25 protein-coding genes and 1 pseudogene are annotated in these 22,363 nt (G+C 67.9%); 17 read left to right on the top strand and 9 right to left on the bottom strand.

What is annotated here, in order from left to right; translation table 11 throughout:
• The 10 genes and pseudogenes from EBS_RS11510 to EBS_RS11555 all read left to right on the top strand — a co-directional run bounded on the left by EBS_RS11510 (position 1) and on the right by EBS_RS11555 (position 10,360).
• Positions 1-1,500 (top strand): sigma-54-dependent transcriptional regulator, encoded by a 1,500-nt coding sequence (locus EBS_RS11510; RefSeq protein ID WP_043108815.1) that lies wholly within the window; start codon positions 1-3, stop codon positions 1,498-1,500.
• A gap of 124 nt (positions 1,501-1,624) precedes the next feature.
• Entirely contained in the window at positions 1,625-2,803 is a 1,179-nt protein-coding gene (locus EBS_RS11515) for a sensor histidine kinase (RefSeq protein WP_081999956.1), read from the top strand.
• On the top strand, positions 2,800-3,843 hold the full coding sequence (locus EBS_RS11520; RefSeq protein WP_043108817.1) for an NADH-quinone oxidoreductase subunit B family protein: 1,044 nt from the start codon (positions 2,800-2,802) through the stop codon (positions 3,841-3,843). Before EBS_RS11515 ends, EBS_RS11520 begins: the two co-directional genes overlap by 4 nt.
• Positions 3,840-5,287, top strand: a pseudogene (locus EBS_RS11525) (nickel-dependent hydrogenase large subunit). The gene EBS_RS11520 and the pseudogene EBS_RS11525 overlap by 4 nt, the downstream one beginning before the upstream one ends.
• A gap of 1 nt (position 5,288) precedes the next feature.
• On the top strand, positions 5,289-6,671 hold the full coding sequence (locus EBS_RS11530; protein WP_052199553.1) for a Sua5/YciO/YrdC/YwlC family protein: 1,383 nt from the start codon (positions 5,289-5,291) through the stop codon (positions 6,669-6,671).
• Between the two features lie 5 nt (positions 6,672-6,676).
• Entirely contained in the window at positions 6,677-6,961 is a 285-nt protein-coding gene (locus EBS_RS11535) for a HypC/HybG/HupF family hydrogenase formation chaperone (RefSeq protein ID WP_043108819.1), read from the top strand.
• Positions 6,958-7,638 carry a D-sedoheptulose-7-phosphate isomerase gene (locus EBS_RS11540; protein WP_043108820.1) on the top strand — a complete coding sequence of 227 codons (681 nt, stop codon included), beginning with the start codon at positions 6,958-6,960 and terminating at the stop codon, positions 7,636-7,638. Before EBS_RS11535 ends, EBS_RS11540 begins: the two co-directional genes overlap by 4 nt.
• Complete coding sequence (hypD, locus tag EBS_RS11545; protein ID WP_043108821.1) at positions 7,635-8,627, top strand: hydrogenase formation protein HypD; 993 nt, start codon at positions 7,635-7,637, stop codon at positions 8,625-8,627. Before EBS_RS11540 ends, hypD begins: the two co-directional genes overlap by 4 nt.
• On the top strand, positions 8,624-9,646 hold the full coding sequence (gene hypE, locus EBS_RS11550; RefSeq protein WP_043108822.1) for a hydrogenase expression/formation protein HypE: 1,023 nt from the start codon (positions 8,624-8,626) through the stop codon (positions 9,644-9,646). Before hypD ends, hypE begins: the two co-directional genes overlap by 4 nt.
• Before the next feature lie 15 nt (positions 9,647-9,661).
• Entirely contained in the window at positions 9,662-10,360 is a 699-nt protein-coding gene (locus tag EBS_RS11555) for a sulfite exporter TauE/SafE family protein (protein WP_043109787.1), read from the top strand.
• Between the two features lie 102 nt (positions 10,361-10,462).
• Here the strand turns inward: EBS_RS11555 and hisD are convergent, their stop codons facing one another.
• From hisD to EBS_RS13180, 9 genes are all read right to left on the bottom strand, one after another.
• Positions 10,463-11,776 (bottom strand): histidinol dehydrogenase, encoded by a 1,314-nt coding sequence (hisD, locus tag EBS_RS11560; protein WP_043108823.1) that lies wholly within the window; start codon positions 11,774-11,776, stop codon positions 10,463-10,465.
• Positions 11,777-12,006: 230 nt separating this feature from the next.
• Complete coding sequence (hisG, locus tag EBS_RS11565) at positions 12,007-12,651, bottom strand: ATP phosphoribosyltransferase (protein ID WP_043108825.1); 645 nt, start codon at positions 12,649-12,651, stop codon at positions 12,007-12,009.
• A 2-nt stretch (positions 12,652-12,653) separates the two neighbouring features.
• Positions 12,654-13,916 carry a UDP-N-acetylglucosamine 1-carboxyvinyltransferase gene (gene murA, locus EBS_RS11570; RefSeq protein WP_043108826.1) on the bottom strand — a complete coding sequence of 421 codons (1,263 nt, stop codon included), beginning with the start codon at positions 13,914-13,916 and terminating at the stop codon, positions 12,654-12,656.
• A 93-nt stretch (positions 13,917-14,009) separates the two neighbouring features.
• Positions 14,010-14,309, bottom strand: coding sequence for an STAS domain-containing protein (locus EBS_RS11575; protein WP_043108827.1), 300 nt, complete (start codon positions 14,307-14,309; stop codon positions 14,010-14,012).
• Positions 14,306-14,992, bottom strand: coding sequence for an MlaC/ttg2D family ABC transporter substrate-binding protein (locus tag EBS_RS11580; protein WP_043108828.1), 687 nt, complete (start codon positions 14,990-14,992; stop codon positions 14,306-14,308). The genes EBS_RS11575 and EBS_RS11580 overlap by 4 nt, the downstream gene beginning before the upstream one ends.
• On the bottom strand, positions 14,989-15,468 hold the full coding sequence (mlaD, locus tag EBS_RS11585) for an outer membrane lipid asymmetry maintenance protein MlaD (RefSeq protein WP_043108829.1): 480 nt from the start codon (positions 15,466-15,468) through the stop codon (positions 14,989-14,991). Before mlaD ends, EBS_RS11580 begins: the two co-directional genes overlap by 4 nt.
• Positions 15,469-15,484: 16 nt before the next feature.
• The gene (mlaE, locus tag EBS_RS11590) at positions 15,485-16,261 is read right to left on the bottom strand and encodes a lipid asymmetry maintenance ABC transporter permease subunit MlaE (RefSeq protein ID WP_043108830.1); all 777 of its coding nucleotides are present in this window, start codon (positions 16,259-16,261) and stop codon (positions 15,485-15,487) included.
• Positions 16,255-17,085, bottom strand: a complete 831-nt coding sequence (locus tag EBS_RS11595; protein ID WP_081999957.1) for an ABC transporter ATP-binding protein — start codon at positions 17,083-17,085, stop codon at positions 16,255-16,257. The genes mlaE and EBS_RS11595 overlap by 7 nt, the downstream gene beginning before the upstream one ends.
• A gap of 124 nt (positions 17,086-17,209) precedes the next feature.
• Positions 17,210-17,764 carry a DUF72 domain-containing protein gene (locus tag EBS_RS13180; RefSeq protein WP_148307752.1) on the bottom strand — a complete coding sequence of 185 codons (555 nt, stop codon included), beginning with the start codon at positions 17,762-17,764 and terminating at the stop codon, positions 17,210-17,212.
• 21 nt (positions 17,765-17,785) lie between these two features.
• Here EBS_RS13180 and EBS_RS11605 point away from each other — a divergent pair, with 21 nt between their 5' ends.
• The 7 genes from EBS_RS11605 to lptB all read left to right on the top strand — a co-directional run bounded on the left by EBS_RS11605 (position 17,786) and on the right by lptB (position 22,322).
• Positions 17,786-17,971, top strand: coding sequence for a hypothetical protein (locus tag EBS_RS11605; protein WP_043108831.1), 186 nt, complete (start codon positions 17,786-17,788; stop codon positions 17,969-17,971).
• A gap of 70 nt (positions 17,972-18,041) precedes the next feature.
• Positions 18,042-19,025, top strand: coding sequence for a calcium/sodium antiporter (locus tag EBS_RS11610; RefSeq protein ID WP_043108832.1), 984 nt, complete (start codon positions 18,042-18,044; stop codon positions 19,023-19,025).
• 3 nt (positions 19,026-19,028) lie between these two features.
• A complete protein-coding gene (locus EBS_RS11615) occupies positions 19,029-20,006 on the top strand; it encodes a KpsF/GutQ family sugar-phosphate isomerase (RefSeq protein ID WP_043108834.1) in 978 nt (325 codons plus the stop codon).
• Between the two features lie 18 nt (positions 20,007-20,024).
• The gene (gene kdsC, locus EBS_RS11620) at positions 20,025-20,549 is read left to right on the top strand and encodes a 3-deoxy-manno-octulosonate-8-phosphatase KdsC (RefSeq protein WP_043108835.1); all 525 of its coding nucleotides are present in this window, start codon (positions 20,025-20,027) and stop codon (positions 20,547-20,549) included.
• Between the two features lie 4 nt (positions 20,550-20,553).
• The gene (gene lptC, locus EBS_RS11625) at positions 20,554-21,120 is read left to right on the top strand and encodes an LPS export ABC transporter periplasmic protein LptC (RefSeq protein ID WP_052199558.1); all 567 of its coding nucleotides are present in this window, start codon (positions 20,554-20,556) and stop codon (positions 21,118-21,120) included.
• Entirely contained in the window at positions 21,107-21,592 is a 486-nt protein-coding gene (lptA, locus tag EBS_RS11630; protein ID WP_043108836.1) for a lipopolysaccharide transport periplasmic protein LptA, read from the top strand. The genes lptC and lptA overlap by 14 nt, the downstream gene beginning before the upstream one ends.
• A 4-nt stretch (positions 21,593-21,596) precedes the next feature.
• The gene (lptB, locus tag EBS_RS11635) at positions 21,597-22,322 is read left to right on the top strand and encodes an LPS export ABC transporter ATP-binding protein (protein WP_043108837.1); all 726 of its coding nucleotides are present in this window, start codon (positions 21,597-21,599) and stop codon (positions 22,320-22,322) included.
• Positions 22,323-22,363 lie beyond the last annotated feature (41 nt).

The following is a 22,363-nucleotide window of genomic DNA, read 5'->3' on the forward strand; positions in this document are numbered from 1 at the left end:
ATGGAAACCCTGCCCACCATCCTGGTGATCGACGACGAACCGCGCTCGGTCGAGGCGCTCGAGCGCATCCTCGAAGAGGAGTTCGACGTCTTCACCGCCACCACGGTGAGCCAGGCACGGCAGATCCTCGAGCGCGAATGGGTGCAGGTGGTGCTGTGCGACCAGCGCATGCCGGAGATGAGCGGCGTGGAATTCCTCGCCCAGGTGCGCGAGGAATGGCCTGAGGTGATCCGCATGATCATCTCCGGCTACGCCGACAGCGGCGACATCATCGACTCGATCAACGAGAGCGGGATCTACCAGTACATCAGCAAACCCTGGCACCCCGAGGATCTGCTGCTCAAGCTGCGCAACGCGGTGGACATGTTCAACCTGCAACGCCAGAACGAGCAACTGGCCATCGAGCTGCGGGTCAAACCCAGCACGCTGGCGCGCGCCATCGAGGACAAGCGACGCGTACTGCAATCCCGCTTCGCCGATGTGCAGGGCATCGTGCGCAGCGCCGACAGCTGCCTCAACGCGGTGTGCGAGAAGATCCGCACCGTCGCCCCCTATGACGTCAACGTACTGATCACCGGCGAGTCCGGCACCGGCAAGGAATTGTGCGCACGGGCCCTGCACTACAACAGCCTGCGTCGCGACCACCCCTTCGTGGTGGAGAACTGCGGCGCCATCCCGGACGACCTGCTCGAGTCCGAGTTGTTCGGCCACAAGCGCGGCGCCTTCACCGGCGCGGTGGAAGACCGGGTCGGCCTGCTCGAGCGCGCCAACGGCGGCACCATCTTCCTCGACGAGATCGGCGAGATCAGCCCGGCCTTCCAGGTCAAGCTGCTGCGCGTGTTGCAGGAAGGCGAAATCCGTCCTGTCGGCAGCAGCACCCGGCGCAAGATCGACGTACGCGTGATCGCCGCGACCAACCGCAATCTCGAGGAAGAAGTCCGCGCCGGCCGCTTCCGCCAGGACCTCTACTACCGCATCGCCACCTTCACCATCGAGATGCCGCCGCTGCGCGAACATCCGCAAGACATCCCGCTGCTCGCCGACCACATCCTCGCCGAGGCCATGGAGCAACTCGGCAAGCAGGTCAAGGGCTTCACCGACGAGGCCCCGTCCTGCCTCCAGGCCTACCACTGGCCGGGCAATGTGCGCGAGCTGCAGAACGAGATCAAGCGCATGCTGGTGCTCGGACGCGACGACTGGCTGGGCGCCGAACTCATCTCGCCGCACGTGCTGCGCGCCACCCCCGAGGAGGCCGCCTCCGACATGGCACTGCTTACCAGCATGCAGGGCACGCTCAAGGAACGCATCGAGTGCCTGGAAGCCATGATCCTCAAGGAAACCCTGATCCGTCACCGCTGGAACAAGACCCGTGCCGCCCAGGAACTGGGACTGTCGCGGGTAGGCCTGCGCAGCAAGCTCGAGCGCTACGGCCTGCAGAAGGTCGAACAACTCGACGCCGTTACCGAACAGACCCCGCGCAAGGAAGCAGGTGAACCCTGATGCACCGCAGCGAACCAGTCAATGACAGCACCACCTTCACCGAACTGGCCGACCAGGCCCTGTCCTCGGGCGGCCTGGGCGAAGAGGCCTGGGCGAAGAGGCCTGGGTCGAGGTCATCCGCCGCATGGACACCATCTATGCCGACCTGGTGCACTACCAGGTCGAACTCGAGCACAAGAACGAGGAGCTCGAGGAGGCCCAGCACTTCATCGACTCGGTACTCTCGGCCATGTCCGACGTGCTGGTGGTGGCCGACATCAACGGCCGCATCCAGCGCGTCAACCAGGCCATGCTGGACATGACCGGCAAGCGCGCAGAGGAACTGCTCGAGCGGGACATCACCATCCTGTTCACCGGCGACTCGGTGAATATGGTGCGCGAGTTTCCGCAGAGGGTGCGCGACCATGCCATCACCGACTGCGAGGCCGAGATGCTCGGCGCCGATGGCGAGGCAGTGCCCATCGCCATCAACTGCAGCCCACGCTACGACAGCAACGGCGTGCTCTCCGGCATGGTCATCACCGGTCGTCAGCTCGGCGAGCTGCGCCGCGCCTACCGCGAGTTGCAGGACGCCCACCAGCGCCTCAAGGATGCCCAGCGCCAACTGGTGCAATCCGAGAAGATGGCCTCGCTCGGCCGCCTGGTGGCCGGGGTCGCGCACGAGCTGAACAACCCCATCAGTTTCGTCTTCGGCAACATGCACGCACTCAAGCGCTACGAAGGCCGCCTGCTCAAGGACATCGGCCCCCTGATCGACGGCTCGCTCGAGGGCGCCGAGCGGGTCAGCACCATCGTGCAGAACCTGCGCCGCTTCGCCACGCCCAATCACCAGGGGCAGAACTGGTTCGACCTGAGCCGGCTGGTCGAGAACGCCGTCACCTGGGTAGCCAAGACCACGCGCACCACACCCGAACTGTACTTCGACATGCCCGAAGAACTGCCGGTGCACGGCAGCGAGGGCCATGTGCATCAGATCCTGATCAACCTGGTGCAGAACGCCATCGACGCCATGGAGGACCTGCCGCAACCGCGGCTCGACATCCACGTGATCCGGCAGCCAAACCGCGTCGAGGTCCACATCCGCGACCACGGTCCCGGCATCCCCGAAGAACACCTGCTGCACATCTTCGATCCCTTCTTCACCACCAAGGAGATCGGCAAGGGCACCGGGCTGGGGCTGTACATCAGCTACGGCCTGGCCACCGAGCAGTGCGGCGGCGACCTGAGCGCAACCAACCATCCCGAAGGCGGCGCCGAGTTCGTGCTCTCCCTGCCGCTGGAACACGGAGGCACGAGCACATGAGCGAGCGCCTCACTCTGCTTTGGCTCCAATCCGGCGGTTGCGGCGGTTGCGGCGGTTGCGGCGGTTGCGGCGGTTGCGGCGGTTGCAGCATGTCGCTGCTCGATGCCGAGCACCCCGATCTCTACGGTGCACTCGAACTGTCGGACATCGAACTGCTCTGGCACCCTTCCTTGAGCGAGGCCAGTGCCGAGGAGTTTCTCGACCTGCTCGGACGCATCTCGCGCGGCGAACAACGCCTCGACATCCTCTGCCTCGAGGGCTCGGTGATGCAAGGCCCGGACGGCACCGGCCGCTTCCACCTGCTCGCCGGCAGCGGCCGCCCCATGCGCGACTGGCTTCGTGAACTGGCCGGGCTGGCGCGCCACGTGGTCGCCATCGGCAGTTGCGCGGCCTTCGGCGGCATCACCGCTGCCGGCGACAACCCCGGCGAGGCCTGTGGCCTGCAATACACGGGCGAACACCCCGGCGGCCTGCTTGGCGAGGACTGGCAGGCTGCCGGCGGCCTGCCGGTGATCAACATTGCCGGCTGCCCCATCCACCCCGGCTGGGTACTCGACTGCCTGGCACAGTTGGCGCTGGATGAACTGGACGAAGACGCACTCGACGAATACCACCGCCCGCGCAACTACACCGATCATCTGGTCCACCACGGCTGCCCGCGCAACGAGTACTACGAATTCAAGGCCAGCGCCGAGAAGCCCGGCGATCAGGGCTGCATGATGGAGCACATGGGCTGTCTGGGCACCCAGGCGCGCGCCGATTGCAATATCCGCCCCTGGAACGGCGGCGGCTCCTGCCTCAAGGGCGGCTATGCCTGCATCAACTGCACCGCACCGGCCTTCGAAACCCCCAATCACCCCTTCCAGGAGACGCCCAAGCTGGGGGGTATTCCGATCGGCCTGCCCAGCGATATGCCCAAGGCCTGGTTCGTGGCCCTGGCCTCGCTGGCCAAGGCCGCCATCCCCGAACGTCTGCGCCGCAACGCGGTGGCCGAACACATCGAGGTGCCGCCCACCGGCGGCCGGCGGAGGCGACCATGAGCCGGCGGCTATACGGTCCTTTCAACCGTGTCGAGGGCGATCTCGAGGTGCAGGTCGAGATCGAAGACGGCCGTATCAAAGCCGCCTGGGTCAACTCGCCCCTGTTCCGCGGCTTCGAACAGATCCTGCACGGCCGCGACCCACGCGACGCCCTGGTCTACACACCCCTCGCATCTGCGGCATCTGCTCGGTCTCGCAGTCGGTGGCCGCGGCCTCCGCGCTGCGCGAGGCCATGGGGCTCGAGATGCCCGACAACGGCCGCCTGGCGACCAACCTGGTGCTCGCCTGCGAGAACCTGGCCGATCACCTGACCCATTTCTACCTGTTCTTCATGCCCGATTTCGCGCGCGAGGCCTACGCCGATCACCCTTGGCACGCGGCCATTACGGAACGCTTTCGCGCGCAGACCGGACGCTGCGCACGCGAGGTGCTGCCTGCGCGTGCAGCCTTCCTGCACCTGACCGGCATCCTCGCCGGCAAGTGGCCGCACAGCCTGAGCATCCAGCCCGGCGGCTCGACCCGCCCGCTCGAGCCCCAGGAGCGCATCCGCCTGCGCCAGATCGTCGGCCAGTTCCGACAGTTCCTCGAGACCACCCTGTTCGGCGACGCACTCGAATCGGTCGCTGCGCTGGACTCCCCCGACGCGCTGGACGACTGGGCCGAACGTCACGCCGACAGCGACTTCGGGCGTTTCCTGCAGGTCGCCGGGGCGCTGGATCTCGCCACCATCGGCCGCGGCCCCGACCGCTTCCTGAGCTTCGGCGCCTACGCACAGGCCGATGGCCACCTGTTCGCGCGCGGCACCTGGGCAGATGGCGAACGCGGTGCGCTCGATCCCTCGGCCATCCGCGAGGACGTGAGCTGCAGCTGGATGCGGTCGCAGAACGGCCCGCGCCATCCACGCGAAGGCGCCACCCTGCCAGCCGCCGACAAGCCCGGGGCCTACAGCTGGTGCAAGGCGCCGCGCCTGGATGGCCAGGTGATGGAGACCGGCGCACTGGCTCGCCAGCTGATCGACGACCACCCGCTGATCCGCGCCCTGGTCGCCCAGAGCGGTGGCAATGTGCGCAACCGCGTGATCGCGCGCCTGCTGGAGCTGGCGCGCCTGGTGCCGGTAATGGAAGACTGGGTGTTGGAGCTGCGCCCGCGCGAGCCCTTCTGCCTCGACGCCCCGGTCCCCGACGAGGCCGAGGGTGCCGGGCTGGTGGAGGCCGCGCGCGGCAGCCTGGGCCACTGGCTGCGGATACGCAACGGGCGCATCCTCAACTACCAGATCATCGCCCCGACCACCTGGAACTTCTCGCCGCGCGACGCCGAAGGCACCCCTGGCGCGCTGGAGCAGGCGCTCGTCGGGTTGGCCGTCGGGCCAGACGGGCGCGACGCGGTGGCCATCCAGCACGTGGTGCGCTCCTTCGACCCCTGCATGGTCTGCACGGTGCACTGAGATGAACGCCCTGAGCCGCCTCGCCACCGACCAACCGACCACCTGGCGCATCCGTGTGCGTGGCATCGTGCAGGGCGTGGGCTTCCGCCCGGCGGTGTGGCGGCTGGCGCGCACGCTGGGCCTGTCCGGCGAGGTCCTCAACGATGGTGACGGCGTGGCGATCCGCCTGCACGGCCTGGCCGCCGAGATCGACGACTTCATGACCCGGCTGCGCCGCGATCCGCCCCCGCTGGCACGCATCGACACCCTCGAGACACTGCGCCAGCGCAAGCGGCGGCCGCGCAAGCCGCTGGCGCTGATGGCGCGCGACCTCGAGGTGATCGCACGCTACCGCACCCTCTCCACCACCGAGCAGCGCGCGCTGGAGGACCGCGCCGCCCCCATCGTGCTGCTCGAGCACCCCGGCCCCGAGCAACTGCCCGAGGCCGTCGCTCCCGGTAGCGGCGCACTGGGCTTCATGCTGCCCCATTCGCCACTGCATCACCTGCTGGCGCGGCATTTCGACACCCCGCTGGTCTTCACCTCGGGTAACGCCTCGGGCCGCCCCCAGTGCACCGACAACGACGAAGCACTCGCCAGACTGGGCGCGATCGCCGACGCCTTCCTGCTGCACGACCGCGCCATCGTCAACCGCGTGGACGACTCGGTGCTGCGCCTGATCGATGGCACACCCGCGCCCCTGCGCCGTGCACGCGGCTTCGCGCCCACGCCCCTGCCCCTGCCGCCGGGGCTGGAGGACGCCCCGCCGCTGCTCGCCCTCGGCGGCGAGCTGAAGAACACCTTCTGCCTGCTGCGCGAGGGGCAGGCCACCCTCTCGCAGCACATCGGAGACCTGGAGCAGGCCGACACCTGGCGCGACTGGCAGGACCAGCTCGAACGCTTTGCCAGGCTGTTCGCACACCGCCCCCAGGCCATCGCCATCGACGGCCATCCCGGCTACCGCAGCAGTGCCTGGGGCCGCGACCGGGCCACGCGCGAGGGCCTGCCGCTGATCACCGTGCAACATCATCACGCCCACCTGGCCGCCTGCCTGGCCGAGCACGGCGTGCCGGCGGATGCCGGTCCCTCGCTGGGTATCGTGCTCGACGGCATCGGCCACGGCGAGGACGGCAGCGGCTGGGGCGGTGAACTGCTGGTTGGCGACTACCGGGACTTCCGCCGAATCGCGCGGCTGCGTCCGGCGGCCCTGCCCGGCGGCGCGCAGGCCATGCGCGAACCTTGGCGCAACTTGGCCGCGCGGCTGCTGGCCGAGCAGCTCTGCGAGCGCCTGCGTGCGGCAGATCTGCAAGTACTTATTCACCGGCAGGTACCTGCCAACGATGGGGGGCTGGCGCTCGGCCAGGCCTGCATTGCGGCGGCGCGCCTGCGCGAGCAACGGAGGTAGGAATCATGTGTCTGGGCATTCCGGGACAGATCGTGGAGATCGTCGATCACGAAAACCTGCTGGCGCGGGTGGACGTCTCCGGCGTGCGCCGCGAGATCAACATCGCCTGCATCGTCGATGACGCGCACCCGCCCGAGGCCTGCGTCGGCGACTGGGTGCTGGTGCATGTCGGCTTCGCCATGAGCCGCATCGACGAGGCCGAGGCGCGCAAGACACTCGCGCTGCTCGACCAGCTCGGCGAGGTGGAGGCCGAACTCGCGACCATGCGCGCCAGCGAGGCGCCAGCATGAACGATACCCTCGACGCCCTCTACCCCTTTCTCGCCGGCGGCGCCAAGGACCCGCAGGCCGAGCAGGAGGCGCTGTGCGAGTCGGTGCGCCGCAAGGCCACGCACAGCGTGGAGGTCAAGCAGGACTTCTTCGCGCGCAACACCGAGGCGCTGATCGCCTGTGCCCGCGACCTGGCCGCACGCTACCGTGAAGGCGGGCGCCTGTTCACCATGGGCAACGGCGGCTCGAGCTGCGATGCGGCCCACCTGGCAGTGGAGTTCCAGCACCCGGTGACCACCGGGCGGCCCGCGCTGCCGGCGATGAACCTGGTCATGGACGCCGCCATGTGCTCGGCGGTGGCCAATGACGTGGGCGTGGAGCATGTCTTCGTGCGCCAACTCGAGGCCCATGCCCGCGCCGGCGACGCCCTGGCCGGCTTCTCCACCAGCGGCAATTCCGCCAACCTGATGCGTGCCTTCGCCCGTGCCCGCGAACTGGGCCTGTTGACCATCGGCTTCGCCGGAGGTGACGGCGGCGAGATGCGCGCCTCGGGCCTGCTGGACCACTGCCTGGTGGTCGAGACCGACTCCATCCACCGTGTGCAGGAAGTGCACGTGGCCTGTTACCACATCCTCTGGGATCTGACACACACACTGCTCGCCGACAGCCGCGGGCATGCGGGAGGGAAGACATCATGAAATTCGTCGACGAGTTCCGCGACCCGGACAAGGCACGCGCCCTGATCCGCGAGATCGAGACCCTGCTGCCGCACATTCCGCGCGCAGACGAGCGGCCGCTGCAAATCATGGAATTCTGCGGGGGACACACCCACACCATCTTCCGCTACGGCCTGGAGCAGATGCTGCCCGGGGCCATCGAGCTGGTGCACGGCCCCGGCTGCCCGGTGTGCGTGCTGCCGATGGGGCGGGTGGACGACTGCGTGGCGCTGGCCGAGCGTCCCGAGGTGATCTTCTTCGCACTCGGCTTCGAGACCACCATGCCCAGCACCGCGCTCACCGTGCTGGCGGCCGAGCGCGAGGGCATCGACAACTTCTCACTGTTCTGCAACCACATCACCACGGTGCCGACCATCAAGGCCATCCTCGATTCGCCGGACATGCAGATCGACGCCTTCCTCGCACCGGGACACGTGAGCATGGTGGTCGGTGAGGCGCCCTTCCGCTTCGTCGCCGAAGACTACGGCAAGCCCATCGTCATCACCGGCTTCGAGCCACTCGACATCCTGCAATCGCTGTGGATGGTGATCCGCCAGCTCGCCGAGGGCCGCTGCGAGGTCGAGAACCAGTACCGGCGCATCGTGCCGCCCGAGGGCAACAGCGCCGGCCTGGAAGCGGTGGCCAAGGTCTTCGAGCTGCGCGAGTTCTTCGAGTGGCGCGGCCTGGGCTCGATCGACCATTCGGGCGTGCGCATGCGCGAGGAATACGCGCACTTCGACGCCGAACGCAAGTTCCCGGTGCCCAGCCTGAAGATCGCCGATCCGCGCTCCTGCCAGTGCGGCGAGGTGCTCAAGGGCGTGATCCGCCCCTGGGAGTGCAAGGTCTACGGGCGCCAGTGCACCCCGCAGACACCGATGGGCGCGCTCATGGTCTCCTCCGAGGGAACCTGCGCCGCCTACTACCAGTACGGCCGCCTGGCCGTCGAGGCACAGCGAGGGCAGGCAGGATGAACGGAACCATCACCCTGGCGCACGGCGCCGGCGGGCGGGCGATGCGTGAGCTGATCGACACGCTGTTCGTCGGCGGCTATGGCAACGACCTGCTGGCCGCGCTCGAGGACCAGGCACGACTGGAACTCGATGCCCTGGTCGCGCGCGGCGACCGCCTGGCCTTCACCACCGACAGCTACGTCGTCGATCCGCTGTTCTTTCCCGGCGGCGACATCGGCAAGCTGGCGATCACCGGCACGGTCAACGACCTGGCCGTCGGCGGCGCCCGCCCACTGTACCTCTCCTGCGGGATGATCCTCGAGGAGGGCCTGCCGCTGGACACCCTGCGTCGGGTGGTCGCCTCCATGAAGGCCACCGCCGACGAGGCCGGGGTGCAGATCGTCACCGGCGACACCAAGGTCGTGCACCGGGGCGCGGCCGACAAGCTGTTCATCAACACCGCCGGCATCGGGGTCATCCCTGCCGGGGTGGACATCCGCGCGGCACGTGCCCGACCGGGTGACCGCATCCTGGTCAACGGCTGGATCGGCGATCACGGTGCGGCCATCGTCGATGCCCGGGGCGAGCTGGCGCTGGACAACCCGGTGGAGACCGACTGCCAGCCACTCGGTGGCCTGGTGGAGGCCATGCTCGCCGCCTGCCCCGACATCCACTGCCTGCGCGACGCCACCCGCGGGGGACTCGCCGGGGTACTCAACGAGTTCGCCACCGCCAGCAGCTGTGCGCTGCACATCGAGGAGACGGCCGTGCCGATCCGCGATACGGTGCGCGGGGTATGCGAGATCCTCGGCCTGGACCCGCTGTACCTGGCCAACGAGGGCAAGCTGGTGGCCATCGTCGCACCCGAGGACGCCGAGCCCGTGCTCGAGGCCATGCGCGCCCACCCGGCCGGGCGCGACGCCGCCATCATCGGCGAGGTGACCGAGTCGCCCGCCGGCAGCGTGATCCTGCACACCGGCTTCGGTGGCGAACGCATCGTCGATCTGCTGGTTGGCGAACAACTCCCGAGAATCTGCTGAGGACTCCCCATGACCATCCTGAGCGTCCTGTTGATGAGCCTGCTGATCGGCATGCGCCACGCCCTGGAGAGCGATCACCTCGCCGCCGTGGCCTCGCTGGCCACCCGTTCGCCTTCGCTGCGCCAGACCGTGCGCCTGGGCGCCACCTGGGGCCTGGGCCACACCCTCACCCTGTTCCTCTTCGGCTCGGTGGTACTGTGGATGGATACGGTGATGCCGGAGCGGCTGGCGCACTGGCTGGAGTTCGCCGTCGGCCTGATGCTGGTGGGGCTCGGCATCGACGTGCTGCGCCGCCTGTGGCGCGAGCGGGTGCACTTCCACGTGCATCGCCACAACGACGGCACCGTGCACTTCCATGCCCATTCCCACCAGGGACAACGCGCCCACGACACGGACGCACACCGGCACGAGCACCCGCAGGGCTTCCCGCTGCGCGCCCTGCTGGTCGGCCTGGTGCACGGCATGGCCGGCTCGGCCGCACTGATCCTGCTCACCCTGCAGACCCTGCACGACCCCTGGCTGGGCATGCTCTACATGCTGGTGTTCGGGATCGGCTCCATCCTCGGCATGGGCGCCGTCTCGGTGGTCATCGCCTGGCCGCTGAAGGCCACCGGCCGGCGCCTGACCTGGGCCCACAACGGCCTGCAGGCCACCATCGGCCTGTTCACCCTGGGCAGCGGGCTGTGGATCGCGTTGGAGAGTGCGCCGGTGTAACTCCTCGATGGGCACGCTACGCTTTGCCCATCCTACAGACCCTCCTGGATTTCATATCCATTCCGAGCACGTAGGATGGGCAAAGGCCGCAGCCCGTGCCCATCAGGGCCGACCACGATCCTTCAGACGATACTCCGCCGAGCGCGCATGCGCCTCCAGGCCCTCGCCGCGCGCCAGGGTGGACGCGGTGCGCCCCAAGGTGTCGGCACCCTCGGGCGAGACCAGGATCAGGCTGGAGCGTTTCTGGAAGTCATAGACACCCAGCGGCGAGCTGAAGCGCGCGGTGCGCGAGGTGGGCAGCACGTGGTTGGGGCCGGCGCAGTAGTCGCCCAGCGGCTCGGAGGTATGGCGGCCCATGAAGATGGCGCCGGCATGGCGAATCTTCTCCGCGTATTCGCGCGGGTTCTCCACTGACAGCTCCAGGTGCTCGGGCGCGATGTGGTTGGCCACCTCGGCGGCCTCGTCGAGGTCGCGCACGCGGATCAGGGCACCGCGGGTGCGCAGCGCCGTTTCGATGATCTCGCGCCGCTGCATGCCGGGCAGCAGGCGGTCGATGGCGGCCTCGACCTGGTCCAGGAATTCGCCGTCGGGACAGAGCAGGATGGATTGGGCGTCCTCGTCGTGCTCGGCCTGCGAGAACAGGTCCATGGCGATCCACTCCGGATCGGTCTTGCCGTCGCAGATCACCAGAATCTCGGAAGGGCCGGCGACCATGTCGATGCCGACCTGGCCGAACACGGTGCGCTTGGCGGTGGCCACATAGATGTTGCCGGGGCCGACGATCTTGTCCACCGCGGGCACCGACTCGGTGCCATAGGCCAGCGCGGCCACGGCCTGGGCGCCACCGACGCGGAACACCCGGTCCACGCCGCACTCGAAGGCCGCGGCCAGCACCAGCTCGTTGAACTCGCCGCCGGGAGTGGGCACCACCATGATCAGTTCACCCACGCCGGCAACCTTGGCCGGCAGGGCGTTCATCAGCACCGAGGAGGGATAGGCCGCCTTGCCTCCGGGCACGTACAGCCCGACCCGGTCGAGCGGGGTGACCTTCTGGCCGAGCAGGGTGCCGTCGGCCTCGGTGTACTCCCAGCCGGCGAGCTTCTGGTGTTCGGCATAGGCGCGCACCCGGTCGGCGGCGTGCTTGAGCGCCTGCTGCTGCTCGGCGGGGATGGCGTGCCACGCCTGCTCCAGGCGCGCCAGCGGCACCTCGAGATCGGCCGCGTCACCAGCCTGCCAGCCATCGAAGCGGTTGGTGTAGTCGATCAGCGCCGCGTCGCCGCGCGCGCGGATCTCGGCGATGACCTCCTGCACCACCTGGTTGACCCCGGCATCCGAGACCGAATCCCAGGCCAGCAGGGCATCGAGGCGCTGCATGAAGTCCCCGTCGGAGGAGTCGAGTTTGTGTATCTCGGCCATTGGCTCTTGCCTCAGTTCAATTCGGTTTCACCACCAAGACCACGAAGCACACAAGGTCTTCGACAGCTGCAATCCCGGTCACCCTCGGGAAACTGAACAAGTGCACCTTCTCCTCCCCCATGAGATGGGGAGGCTGGGAGGCCCCCCTCCCGACCTCCCCCGCTTGCGGGGGAGGAGCCTTGTCCGGCGTTTCCTTCGTGTCCTTCGTGCTCTTTGTGGTCGGTAAAAAATCAGTCCGCCGCTTCCACCGCCTCGCGCAGGCGCTCGACCAGGGCGTGACAGTCGGCGTGCTTCATCTTCCACGAGGCCTTGTTCACCACCAGCCGCGAGCTGATGTCGTGCATGTACTCGAGCGGCACCAGGCCGTTGGCCTTGAGGGTATTGCCGGACTCGACCAGGTCCACGATCAGGTCAGCGAGGCCGACGATGGGCGCCAGCTCCATCGAGCCGTAGAGCTTGATGGTCTCGACCTGCTGGCCGCGCGCGCCGAAAAAGTCACGCGCCGCGCGCACATACTTGGTGGCCACGCGCAGGCGTCGCGCGTGCACGTCGGCGCCGGGGAAACCGGCCACCCACATCTGGCAGCGGGCGATGCCCAGATCCAGCGGTTCGTACAACCCTTCGCCGCCGTGCTCCATGAGCACGTCCTTGCCGGTCACGCCGAAATCGGCCGCGCCCCACTGCACATAGGTGGGTACGTCGGTCGCCCGGATCAATACCAGCTTTACGTTCGGGTGATTGGTGTCCAGGATCAGCTTGCGGGTCTTGTCCGCGTCTTCGGCCGGCTCGATACCGGCACGCGCCAGCAGCGGCAGGGTGTCGCGGAAGATGCGGCCCTTGGACAGGGCGATGGTGATGGGGGCCTGGAAATTCATGGTCAGCGTCCCGGCACGCGGCGGATGTCGGCACCCAGGCCGCGCAGCTTCTCTTCGATGTTCTGATAGCCACGATCGACATGATAGATGCGATCGACCACGGTCTCGCCCTCGGCCACCACCCCGGCGAGCACCAGACTGGCCGAGGCGCGCAGGTCGGTGGCCATCACCGGCGCGCCGGTCAGGCGCTCGACCCCGGAGCAGATGGCGGTGTTGCCCTCGAGCTTGATGTTGGCGCCCATGCGTTGCAGCTCGAGCACGTGCATGAAGCGGTTCTCGAACACCGTCTCGGTGATGGTGCCCACACCTTCGGCCACTGCATTGAGAGCAGTGAACTGGGCCTGCATGTCGGTGGGGAAGGCCGGGTAGGGAGCGGTGTGAATGTCCACCGCGCGCGGCCGCTTGCCCTTCATATCCAGCTCGATCCAGTCCTCGCCGGTGGTGATCTCGGCGCCGGCCTCGCGCAGCTTGGCGAGCACCGCGTCGAGCAGTGCGGGGTCGGTATCGCGGGTACGCACCCGGCCGCAGCTCATGGCGCCGGCGACCAGGAAGGTACCGGTCTCGATACGGTCGGGCAGCACCTGGTATTCCACCCCCTGCAGGCGGTCCAGGCCCTCGATCTCGATGGTCGAACTGCCGGCACCGCGGATCCGCGCACCCATGGCGTTCAGGCAGTTGGCCAGGTCCACCACCTCGGGCTCGCGCGCGGCATTCTCGATAACGGTCACCCCGTCGGCCAGGGTGGCGGCCATCATCAGGTTCTCGGTGGCGGTAACGGTCACGATGTCCATCACCAGGCGCGCACCACGCAGACGCTCGGCGCGGGCACGGATGTAGCCGTTCTCGACACGGATCTCGGCACCCATGGCTTCGAGCCCGCGGATGTGCAGGTCAACCGGGCGCGAGCCGATGGCACAGCCGCCGGGAAGGGAGACATCGGCGCGTCCGCAGCGCGCCAGCAGGGGACCGAGCACCAGGATGGAGGCGCGCATGGTCTTGACCAGCTCGTAGGGGGCCACCGGGTGGGTGATCTCGCTGGCATCGGCCTCGATGCGCATCTTCTCGTCCACCAGCAGGCGCACCCCCATCTGCCCGAGCAGTTCCATGGTGGTGGTGATGTCGTGCAGGTGCGGAATGTTGCCCACGGTAATGGGCGTCTCGGCCAGCAGGGTGGCGGCGAGTATGGGCAGGGCGGCGTTCTTGGCCCCGGAGATGCGCACATCACCGGAAAGGGTACTGCCGCCGTTGATGATCAGTTTATCCACGCATCGGGCCCCAGGTTCAGGTCGAAACGGCACACTGGCCGCGAAAAGGGGGCAATGATAATGAAAAATCGCCGGAAAAGTCGTGTCCGCGCCTCAATCGAGGCCCAGTAGACCGCGCACGCCCGAAAGCTCGGCCAACTCGCGGAGGTTGTCGGGAACCGCCTCGAAGCGCAGTTCGCGGCCACAGGACTGCGCCCGCTCGCGCGCCTCCAGCAGCAGGGCCAGCGCCGCGCTGTTGGCCTGCTCGACCCCGGCGAGCGACAGCGACAGCGGATCGCCCGGCCCCAGGTGGGCGCGCAACGCCGGCCACAGCCGCGGCACGGAATCGAAGTCCAGCTCCCCGCTCAGTTCGAGGCGCCCTTCACCGTTCTGGCGTACCGCCGCCTCGTTCATCCCGCGCTCTGCTCCTTCTTCTGGCCCGAGGCGTCGTTCTTCGCCGAGAGGGTGGCGATCAGGTGATCAATGCCCACCTGCATGCGCTGCGCCGGATTCTTCGCCTTGCGCGCACCCTCGCGGATCAGCCGCGCAAAGCTGCTGCGATAGTTGGTCACCAGGCTGACGCTGTCGATGACCACATCATAGACCAACCACTCGCCGCGTTTCTCATCCCACTTCAGGCGGTAGTCGATGGGAATGGGCGGGCCACCGGCCGCGCGGATGCGGGTGGAGACCACCACCTTGCTGGCGTCTTCGGGATAACGCCCCGTTGGGTACTCGATGGTCTGCCCGGAATAGCCCAGCAGGGCCGTCGCGTAGGTGCGCACCAGCATCTCCTGAAACTCCGCGACCAGGCGCCGTTTCTGCTGTTCGGTGGCACGGCGCCAGAAGCGCCCCATGACCGAGCGGGTCATGGCGGTGAAATCGAAATGCGGCACCACGGTGTCCTTGACCAGACTGTAGAGCTGGGAGGGATCGGCCTCCAGCTCGGTCTTGCGCGCGGTCACCTCGGCGAGCACCTTTTCCGCAGTCTCGCGCACCACCTGTTGCGGATCGATCCGCGCCTCGGCCGCGGACGCCGCCATGGTCATCACCAGCAACATCCCTGTCAGCAAGCCATGCAATCGTTTCTTCATCATTCCGTTCCCGCTCCTTCCTGGCTCTTGCCAAAGATGAACTGGCCGATGACCTCCTCGAGTACCAGCACCGACTGGGTGATGCTGATCTCGCTGCCCTCCTTGAGCGTGTCCTCGCTGCCACCGGGGTCGATGCCAATGTACTGCTCACCGAGCAGGCCCGCCGTGAGGATCTTGGCAAAACTGTCGTCCGGGATCTTGCCCAGATACTGGCCCTGGATGCCCAGCACCACCACCGCGCGGAAGTCGTCCGGATCGTAGCGGATCTCCTGCACCCGCCCGACCTCGACGCCCGCGATGGTGACCGGCGCCTTCACCTTGAGACCGCCGATATTGTCGAAGCGTGCCGTCACGTGGAACAGTTCGCCCGAGTAGGCCGTACCCAGGTTGCTGATCTTCATGGCGAGCAGAAACAGCGCCGCGAAGCCGATCGCCATGAACACCCCGACCCATATTTCGATTTGTCTCTTGCGGTTCACATCAGTTCCTCTCAGGTCAACCGAACATCAGGGCGGTAAGCACGAAATCCAGGCCCAGCACAGCGAGCGAGGAGTGCACCACGGTGCGCGTGGTGGCACGGCTCACGCCCTCGGAGGTGGGCACGCAGTCATAGCCCTGGAAAATGGCGATCCAGGTGCACACGAAGCCGAACACCAGCGACTTGATCACGCCGTTGATGATGTCGTCATTGAAATCGATACCGTCCTGCATGCCGTTCCAGAACGCCGCCTGATCCACGCCCAGCAGGCCACCACCGACCATCCAGCCACCGAGCACCCCCAGGCAGCTGAACAGGGCCGCGAGCATCGGCACCGCGATCAGGCCGGCGAAGAAGCGCGGCGCCAGTACCCGGTGTTCCGGATTGACCGCCATCATCTCCAGCCCCGAGAGCTGCTCGGTGGCCTTCATCAGGCCGATCTCGGCGGTCAGTGCAGAACCCGCACGCCCGGCGAACAGCAGGGCGGTGAGCACCGGCCCCAGCTCGCGCACCAGCGAGGCGGCGACCATGAAGCCCAGCGCCGTCTCGCCACCGAAGCGCGACAGCACGTTGTATCCCTGCAGGGCCAGCACCATGCCCACGAACAGCCCGGCCACGCCGATGATGAGCAGCGTCAGCACCCCCACCGAGAACAACTGGTCCACCAGCAGGCGCGGGCGACGCAGAATCTCGATCAGCCCGCGAAACAGCGACAGCAGCAGCAGGTGCGCGCGCCCCAGCCGGGTCAGCGCCTGCAATCCCCAGGCCCCCAGATCCCCCAGCAGGTTCAGCATGCCGCCCCCTGCAACAGGTCGTCCGCCAGTGGCAGCGCCGGGTAGTGAAAGGGCACGGGCCCGTCGGGCAGGCCCTGGATGAACTGCCGGGTCCATTCGCCACCGCTCTCGGCCAGCTCGGCCGGGGAACCCGACTCGACCACCCGTCCGCCGGAAATGACGTACACCCTGTCCGCGATCTGCAGGGTCTCGGCCACGTCGTGCGAGACCAGGATGCTGGTCAGGTGCGCGGCATCGTTGAGCTGGCGGATCAACTGCACCAAGACCCCCATGGAGATGGGATCCTGGCCGGTAAACGGTTCGTCGTACATGATCATCATGGGATCGAGCGCGATGGCACGCGCCAGCGCCACGCGGCGTGCCATGCCGCCCGAGAGCTGGGCGGGCATCAGGTCGCGCGCACCGCGCAGGCCGACCGCCTCGAGCTTGAGCAGCACCAGTTTGCGGATCATGGACTCGGTCAGGCGCGTGTGTTCGCGCAGCGGAAAGGCGACATTGTCGAACACGCTCAGATCGGTGAGCAAGGCCCCGCTCTGGAACAGCATGCCCATGCGCATGCGCAGCCGATAGAGCTCGGCGGTGGACAGGGCATGGACGTTGTGCCCATCCACCTCGATGCTGCCCTCATCGGGCACCAGCTGGCCGCCGATCAACTTCAGCAGGGTGGTCTTGCCAGTGCCGGAAGGCCCCATGATGGCGGTGATGCCACCGCGCGGGATGTCGATGTCCAGGCCATCGAAGATCCAGCGCTCGCCCCGGCGAAAGCGCAGCCCGCGGATGCGCACCAGTGGTTCTTGCCGATTGTCTGCCGGAGACTGTTCCAAGGACACTTTCCCTCTGCCGTTTGCGATAGGCCCCTGTGGTGCACCCGCCACAATGGCTGGACGTTATATCAGAGGTTCCTGAACAAATGCTGAACCCGCATTCTGTTGAACCCACCCTGCCGGGTCAAGCAATGCCGAGCAGTTCCGCGAGGGTACGCAACTCGCCAAGCCGGGCCGGCGTCACGTCCTCGAGCACCAGTGCCCGGGCCTGTGCCGGCAACACCTGCAGGCGCCGACGCAGGCTGCGCAGGTCCTCGCCGGCAATACGCCAGCGCACCAGCTGCCGCCCGCCCGGGCCTCGCCATGCGTCCTCGCCGGTCGGCCGCCACACCGGCAGGCCCGCCGGGGGCTCATTGTCACTCTCAGCCAGCACCCCACCGAGATGGTCTCCAAACGCGGCCAGCCGCGCGTCGGCCGGATCGGCGCCGGCCGGCCACTCCAGCCAGAAGCGGAAGAAGGCCGGGGCATCCTCGCACCAGTCGGCGATCGTCTCGGCATCCAGCGCCAGCCAGTCGGCCGCCGGCAGCAACAGGCAACCCGCCTCGTTGGCATAATACGCAAAGCGCCAGTCTTCAGGCAGGTCCTCGGGAAACCAGGCATCCACCCATTCCGGGTGCGGCCAGCCCGCCATGCCCAGCAACAGGCGGGCGTCATCGGTATCATCGGTTTCCATATTCATATCGCACACCAGCAGTTCGAGATGGCCGATATCCTAACCTTCAAACGCCCCAAGGCCAGCGAACGCCACAAGGGCAAGAGCCTGTGCCGCCACGGCCATCACAAGTGGGTGGTGGACAAGGAGAGCGTGTTCGACAGCAAGCAGGGACGGCTGGTGACCCGCTACCGCTGCGCGCGCTGCGGCAAGATCCGCATCAAGGCCCTTTGAATGGCCGGTCTTGGACAGGCCCCCGCGCTTCGGCCAAAATGCGCCCCCGTATCATCCGTAGAGAGACCCCATGCTGCTAGCCTCCGGCGCCATCCTTGTCGGCTTCGTCGTGCTCATCTGGGGCGCGGACCGCTTCGTTATCGGCGCGGCTGCGCTGGCACGCAACCTGGGCGTCTCGCCACTGCTGATCGGGCTGACCGTGGTCGGCCTGGGCACCTCGGCACCGGAGATCCTGGTCTCCATCATGGCCGCCATGCAGGGCAACCCCGAGCTGGCAGTGGGCAATGCGGTCGGTTCGAACATCGCCAACATCGGCCTGATCCTGGGAGTGAGCGCCCTGGTCGCGCCACTCACGGTGAAGTCGCACGTGCTGTGGCGGGAGTACCCCCTGCTCGCCGGCGTCTCGCTGGCGGTCTACCTGATGCTCGCGGACGGGCATCTGGGACAGCTCGACGGCCTGCTGATGCTGACCGGGCTGGTCGGCGCCATGGTCTGGATCGTGCACCTGGGCCGGCAACGCGCCGCGGTGGAGCCGCTGGAAGACGAGTTCGCCGAGGAGATCCCCACCGACATGGGCACCGGCGCGGCTCTGGTCTGGACCTTCCTCGGTCTGCTGTTGCTGATCGCCAGCTCGCGCCTGCTGGTGTGGGGAGCGGTCGAGGTCGCCACCGCACTGGGGGTGAGCGACCTGGTGATCGGCCTGACCATCGTCGCCATTGGCACCAGCCTTCCGGAACTGGCCGCCAGCGTGGCCGCCACCCTCAAGGGCGAGGACGGCCTGGCGGTGGGCAACGTGATCGGCTCCAACCTGTTCAACATGCTCGCGGTGCTCAGCGTCCCCGGGCTGATCGCGCCGGCGGCGGTGAGCGCCTCGGTGCTCAGCCGCGACATGCCACTGATGCTGGCGCTGACCGCGGCACTCTTCTTCATGGGCCGGGGCGAGCACGGCCACGGCACCATCAACCGCCTGGAGGGTGGCCTGCTGCTGGCGGTTTTCCTCGCCTACCAGACCTGGCTGTATCTCTCCAGCCAGCCGACCCTTCCCGGAGCCTGAACCATGGTCAACGACAGTGAACGCATGATCGAACTCGGCCGCGAGGTGGTGGACATCGAGCGTAACGCGGTCGCCGCCCTGCACGAGCGCATCGGCGAGGCCTTCGCCCACGCCTGCGTACTGATGATGAACTGCGAGGGCCGGGTGGTGGTGACCGGCATGGGCAAATCCGGACACATCGGCAGCAAGATCGCGGCCACCCTGGCCAGCACCGGCACCCCCGCTTTCTTCGTGCACCCCGGCGAGGCCAGCCACGGCGACCTGGGCATGATCACCCCCGGCGACGTGGTGCTGGCGCTGTCCAATTCGGGCGAGACCGGCGAGGTGCTGACCATCCTGCCCCTGCTCAAGCGCATGGGCGTGCCGCTGATCGCACTCACCGGCAATGCCGGATCCACCCTGGCACGCGAAGCCGAGGTACACCTGGACGTGGGCGTCGAGAAGGAAGCCTGCCCGCTGGACCTGGCACCCACCGCCAGCACCACCGCCGCGCTGGTGATGGGCGACGCCCTGGCCATCGCCCTGTTGCAGGCGCGCGGCTTCACCCACGAGGACTTCGCCCTGTCACACCCCGGTGGCAGCCTGGGCAAGCGCCTGCTGCTGCGGGTCTCCGACCTGATGCACGAGGGCGAGCGCCTGCCGGTGGTGCGCGAGTCCGACCCGCTGCGCGAGGCCCTGCTGGAGATGACCGCCAAGGGCCTGGGCATGACCGCCATCCTCGACGCCAGCGACACCTTGATCGGCGTCTTCACCGACGGCGATCTGCGGCGCTGTTTCGATGCCCGCCACGACCTGCACGACGCGCGAGTGGGTGACGTCATGACCCGCGGCGGGGTGCGTATCCAGGCCGACCGCCTGGCTGCCGAGGCATTGAAACTCATGCAGGACCGCCAGATCAATGCCCTGCTGGTCGTCGACAGCGAAGACCGCCTGGTCGGCGCGCTCAACATGCACGATCTGCTGCGCGCGGGCGTGGTCTGAGACGAGGGAGGAAGCGAGATGCAGGACCTACAGGCACGAGCCCGCCAGATCGAACTGGTGATCTTCGACGTGGACGGGGTACTCACCGACGGCAGCCTGTTCCTGGGCGACGACGGCCAGGAATACAAGGCCTTCAATTCCAAGGACGGCCACGGCATGAAGATGCTGCAACAGGCCGGCGTGAAGATCGCCATCATCACCGGCCGCACCTCCGAGGTGGTGCGCATCCGCATGCAGAGCCTGGGGATAGAGCACGTCTTCCAGGGCATCGAGAACAAGCTCGAGGCCTACGAGGAACTGAAACGGCGCCTGCGGCTGGACGACGCACAGATCGCCTACGTCGGCGACGACGTGGTGGACTTGCCGGTGATGACCCGGGTCGGCCTGGCCATCTGTGTGGCCGACGGTCACGCCCTGGTGCGGCGGCATGCACACTGGACCACCAGCCACGCCGGTGGCCGCGGCGCCGCGCGCGAAGTCTGCGAGCTGCTGATGGACGCCCAGGGCAAGCTCGCCGCCGCCCTCGACGCCTACCTGGCCTGAGCCCATGCGCCACCCCCTGTTCGTGTGGACCCTGGTGGCGCTGCTCGCCGGCCTGAGCTGGTGGCTGGCCGAACGCCCCGCCCCCCCGCGCGAGCAGGCGACCGTGCACGCCGACGTACGCCGGGTGGACTATTACCTGCGCGAACTGGGCGTCACCACCATGGGCAGGGACGGCCGACCGGCACGCACCCTGCGCGCCGCCGAGCTGCGCCACTACAGTGACGACGACACCACCGGGGTGCGCACCCTCCGCCTCACCCTCCACTCGCGCGATGCCCCACCGTGGGAGATCCGCGCGGACACCGGCTGGGTCTCGGCGTCAGGCGACCTCGTCCTGCTCGACGGCGAGGTGCACATCACCCGCGAAGGGGCGGAAGGTGTCCGCCCGATGCGCATCGACACCCGCAACCTGCGCATCCAGCCGGAACAGGGCTATGCGGAGACCGACGAACGGGTTAGGGTACGCTCGAGGCGGGACCGACTGGATGCCAGCGGCATGCAGGCCTGGTTCCACCATCCGGCACGCATCAAGTTTCTAGCCGACGTAAAGGGATACTATGCGCCACCTTGAACACTTCCTGCTCGCCCTGCTGCTGACCTGGAGCAGCCTGAGTACGGCACTGGACAGCGACCGCCGCCAGCCTGTGGACCTGGCCGCCGACAGCGTGGACATCGACGAGGGCCGCCAGGTCGCCATCTACAAGGGCAACGTCGAACTGCGGCAGGGCAGCATGCACCTGCGCGCCGACCGCGTCACCATCCACCACCGCCAGCGCAAGCCCGACCGCATCGTCGCCGAGGGCCGGCCGGTGCGCTTCGAACAGGATACTGGTCGCGGTCGCATCAAGGCGCGCGCGCGCAAGGCCGAATACGTGGTGAACAGCGAGATCCTCTACCTCATCGGCGACGCGGTACTGGTACAGAACGGCAACACCATGAAGAGCGACCGCATCGTCTACGACCGGGTGAAACACAAGGTGCGGGCCGGCGCCGCCGCCAAGGGCAAGCAACGGGTGCGCATCACCATCCAGCCCGGCCAGTGAGCCCGTGTCCCGCCTCGCCGCCCAGGGCCTGATCAAGCGCTATCGCGGCCGCGACGTGGTCGCCGGCGCCTCGCTGCACCTCGATGCCGGCGAGGTGGTGGGCCTGCTCGGCCCCAACGGCGCGGGCAAGACCACCTGCTTCTACATGCTGGTGGGGCTGATCCCGCCGGACGCGGGCCAGGTGCTGCTCGGCGAACAGGAGGTCACCGATGCCCCCATGCACGCGCGGGCGCGCCTGGGCCTGGGCTACCTGGCACAGGAGCCCTCGGTGTTCCGCGGTCTGAGCGTGGCCGAGAACGTGCTCGCCATCCTCGAGTTGCGGCGCGAACTGGGCCGTGCGCAGCGGCGCGAGGAATGCGACCGCCTGCTGCACGAGTTCGGGCTGCGCCACCTTGCAGACAATCCGGCCGCCGGCCTGTCGGGAGGCGAGCGCCGGCGCCTGGAGATCGCCCGCGCGCTGGCCGCCGAGCCCCGTTTCCTGCTGCTCGACGAACCCTTCGCTGGCGTGGACCCTATCTCGGTGGTGGATATCCAGCGCATCATCGGCCAACTCAGCGAGGCCGGCATCGGCATCCTCATCACCGACCACAACGTGCGCGAAACCCTGGGTATCTGTCAGCGTGCCTACATCATGAACCGCGGCGCCATCCTCGCCCAGGGCGCCCCCGACGAGATCCTCGCCGACCCCGAGGTGCGCTCGGTGTACCTGGGCGAACACTTCCGCCTCTGAGAATCCTCCCAAACCGCCGGCGCCTGCTACGCTTGGGAGTC

It is taken from the genome of endosymbiont of unidentified scaly snail isolate Monju (assembly GCF_000801295.1).
GTDB lineage: Bacteria > Pseudomonadota > Gammaproteobacteria > Chromatiales > Chromatiaceae > MONJU.

Excerpts from the sequence above, each read along its gene's own strand:
- EBS_RS11510 (WP_043108815.1), top strand. The coding sequence starts at position 1 with ATGGAAACCCTGCCCACCATCCTGGTGATCGACGACGAACCGCGCTCG.
- EBS_RS11515 (WP_081999956.1), top strand. The coding sequence starts at position 1,625 with ATGGACACCATCTATGCCGACCTGGTGCACTACCAGGTCGAACTCGAG.
- EBS_RS11520 (WP_043108817.1), top strand. The coding sequence starts at position 2,800 with ATGAGCGAGCGCCTCACTCTGCTTTGGCTCCAATCCGGCGGTTGCGGC.
- EBS_RS11530 (WP_052199553.1), top strand. The coding sequence starts at position 5,289 with ATGAACGCCCTGAGCCGCCTCGCCACCGACCAACCGACCACCTGGCGC.
- EBS_RS11535 (WP_043108819.1), top strand. The coding sequence starts at position 6,677 with ATGTGTCTGGGCATTCCGGGACAGATCGTGGAGATCGTCGATCACGAA.
- EBS_RS11540 (WP_043108820.1), top strand. The coding sequence starts at position 6,958 with ATGAACGATACCCTCGACGCCCTCTACCCCTTTCTCGCCGGCGGCGCC.
- hypD (WP_043108821.1), top strand. The coding sequence starts at position 7,635 with ATGAAATTCGTCGACGAGTTCCGCGACCCGGACAAGGCACGCGCCCTG.
- hypE (WP_043108822.1), top strand. The coding sequence starts at position 8,624 with ATGAACGGAACCATCACCCTGGCGCACGGCGCCGGCGGGCGGGCGATG.
- hisD (WP_043108823.1), bottom strand. The coding sequence starts at position 11,776 with ATGGCCGAGATACACAAACTCGACTCCTCCGACGGGGACTTCATGCAG.
- hisG (WP_043108825.1), bottom strand. The coding sequence starts at position 12,651 with ATGAATTTCCAGGCCCCCATCACCATCGCCCTGTCCAAGGGCCGCATC.
- EBS_RS11575 (WP_043108827.1), bottom strand. The coding sequence starts at position 14,309 with ATGAACGAGGCGGCGGTACGCCAGAACGGTGAAGGGCGCCTCGAACTG.
- EBS_RS11580 (WP_043108828.1), bottom strand. The coding sequence starts at position 14,992 with ATGATGAAGAAACGATTGCATGGCTTGCTGACAGGGATGTTGCTGGTG.
- mlaE (WP_043108830.1), bottom strand. The coding sequence starts at position 16,261 with ATGCTGAACCTGCTGGGGGATCTGGGGGCCTGGGGATTGCAGGCGCTG.
- EBS_RS13180 (WP_148307752.1), bottom strand. The coding sequence starts at position 17,764 with ATGAATATGGAAACCGATGATACCGATGACGCCCGCCTGTTGCTGGGC.
- EBS_RS11605 (WP_043108831.1), top strand. The coding sequence starts at position 17,786 with ATGGCCGATATCCTAACCTTCAAACGCCCCAAGGCCAGCGAACGCCAC.
- EBS_RS11610 (WP_043108832.1), top strand. The coding sequence starts at position 18,042 with ATGCTGCTAGCCTCCGGCGCCATCCTTGTCGGCTTCGTCGTGCTCATC.
- EBS_RS11615 (WP_043108834.1), top strand. The coding sequence starts at position 19,029 with ATGGTCAACGACAGTGAACGCATGATCGAACTCGGCCGCGAGGTGGTG.
- kdsC (WP_043108835.1), top strand. The coding sequence starts at position 20,025 with ATGCAGGACCTACAGGCACGAGCCCGCCAGATCGAACTGGTGATCTTC.
- lptC (WP_052199558.1), top strand. The coding sequence starts at position 20,554 with ATGCGCCACCCCCTGTTCGTGTGGACCCTGGTGGCGCTGCTCGCCGGC.
- lptA (WP_043108836.1), top strand. The coding sequence starts at position 21,107 with ATGCGCCACCTTGAACACTTCCTGCTCGCCCTGCTGCTGACCTGGAGC.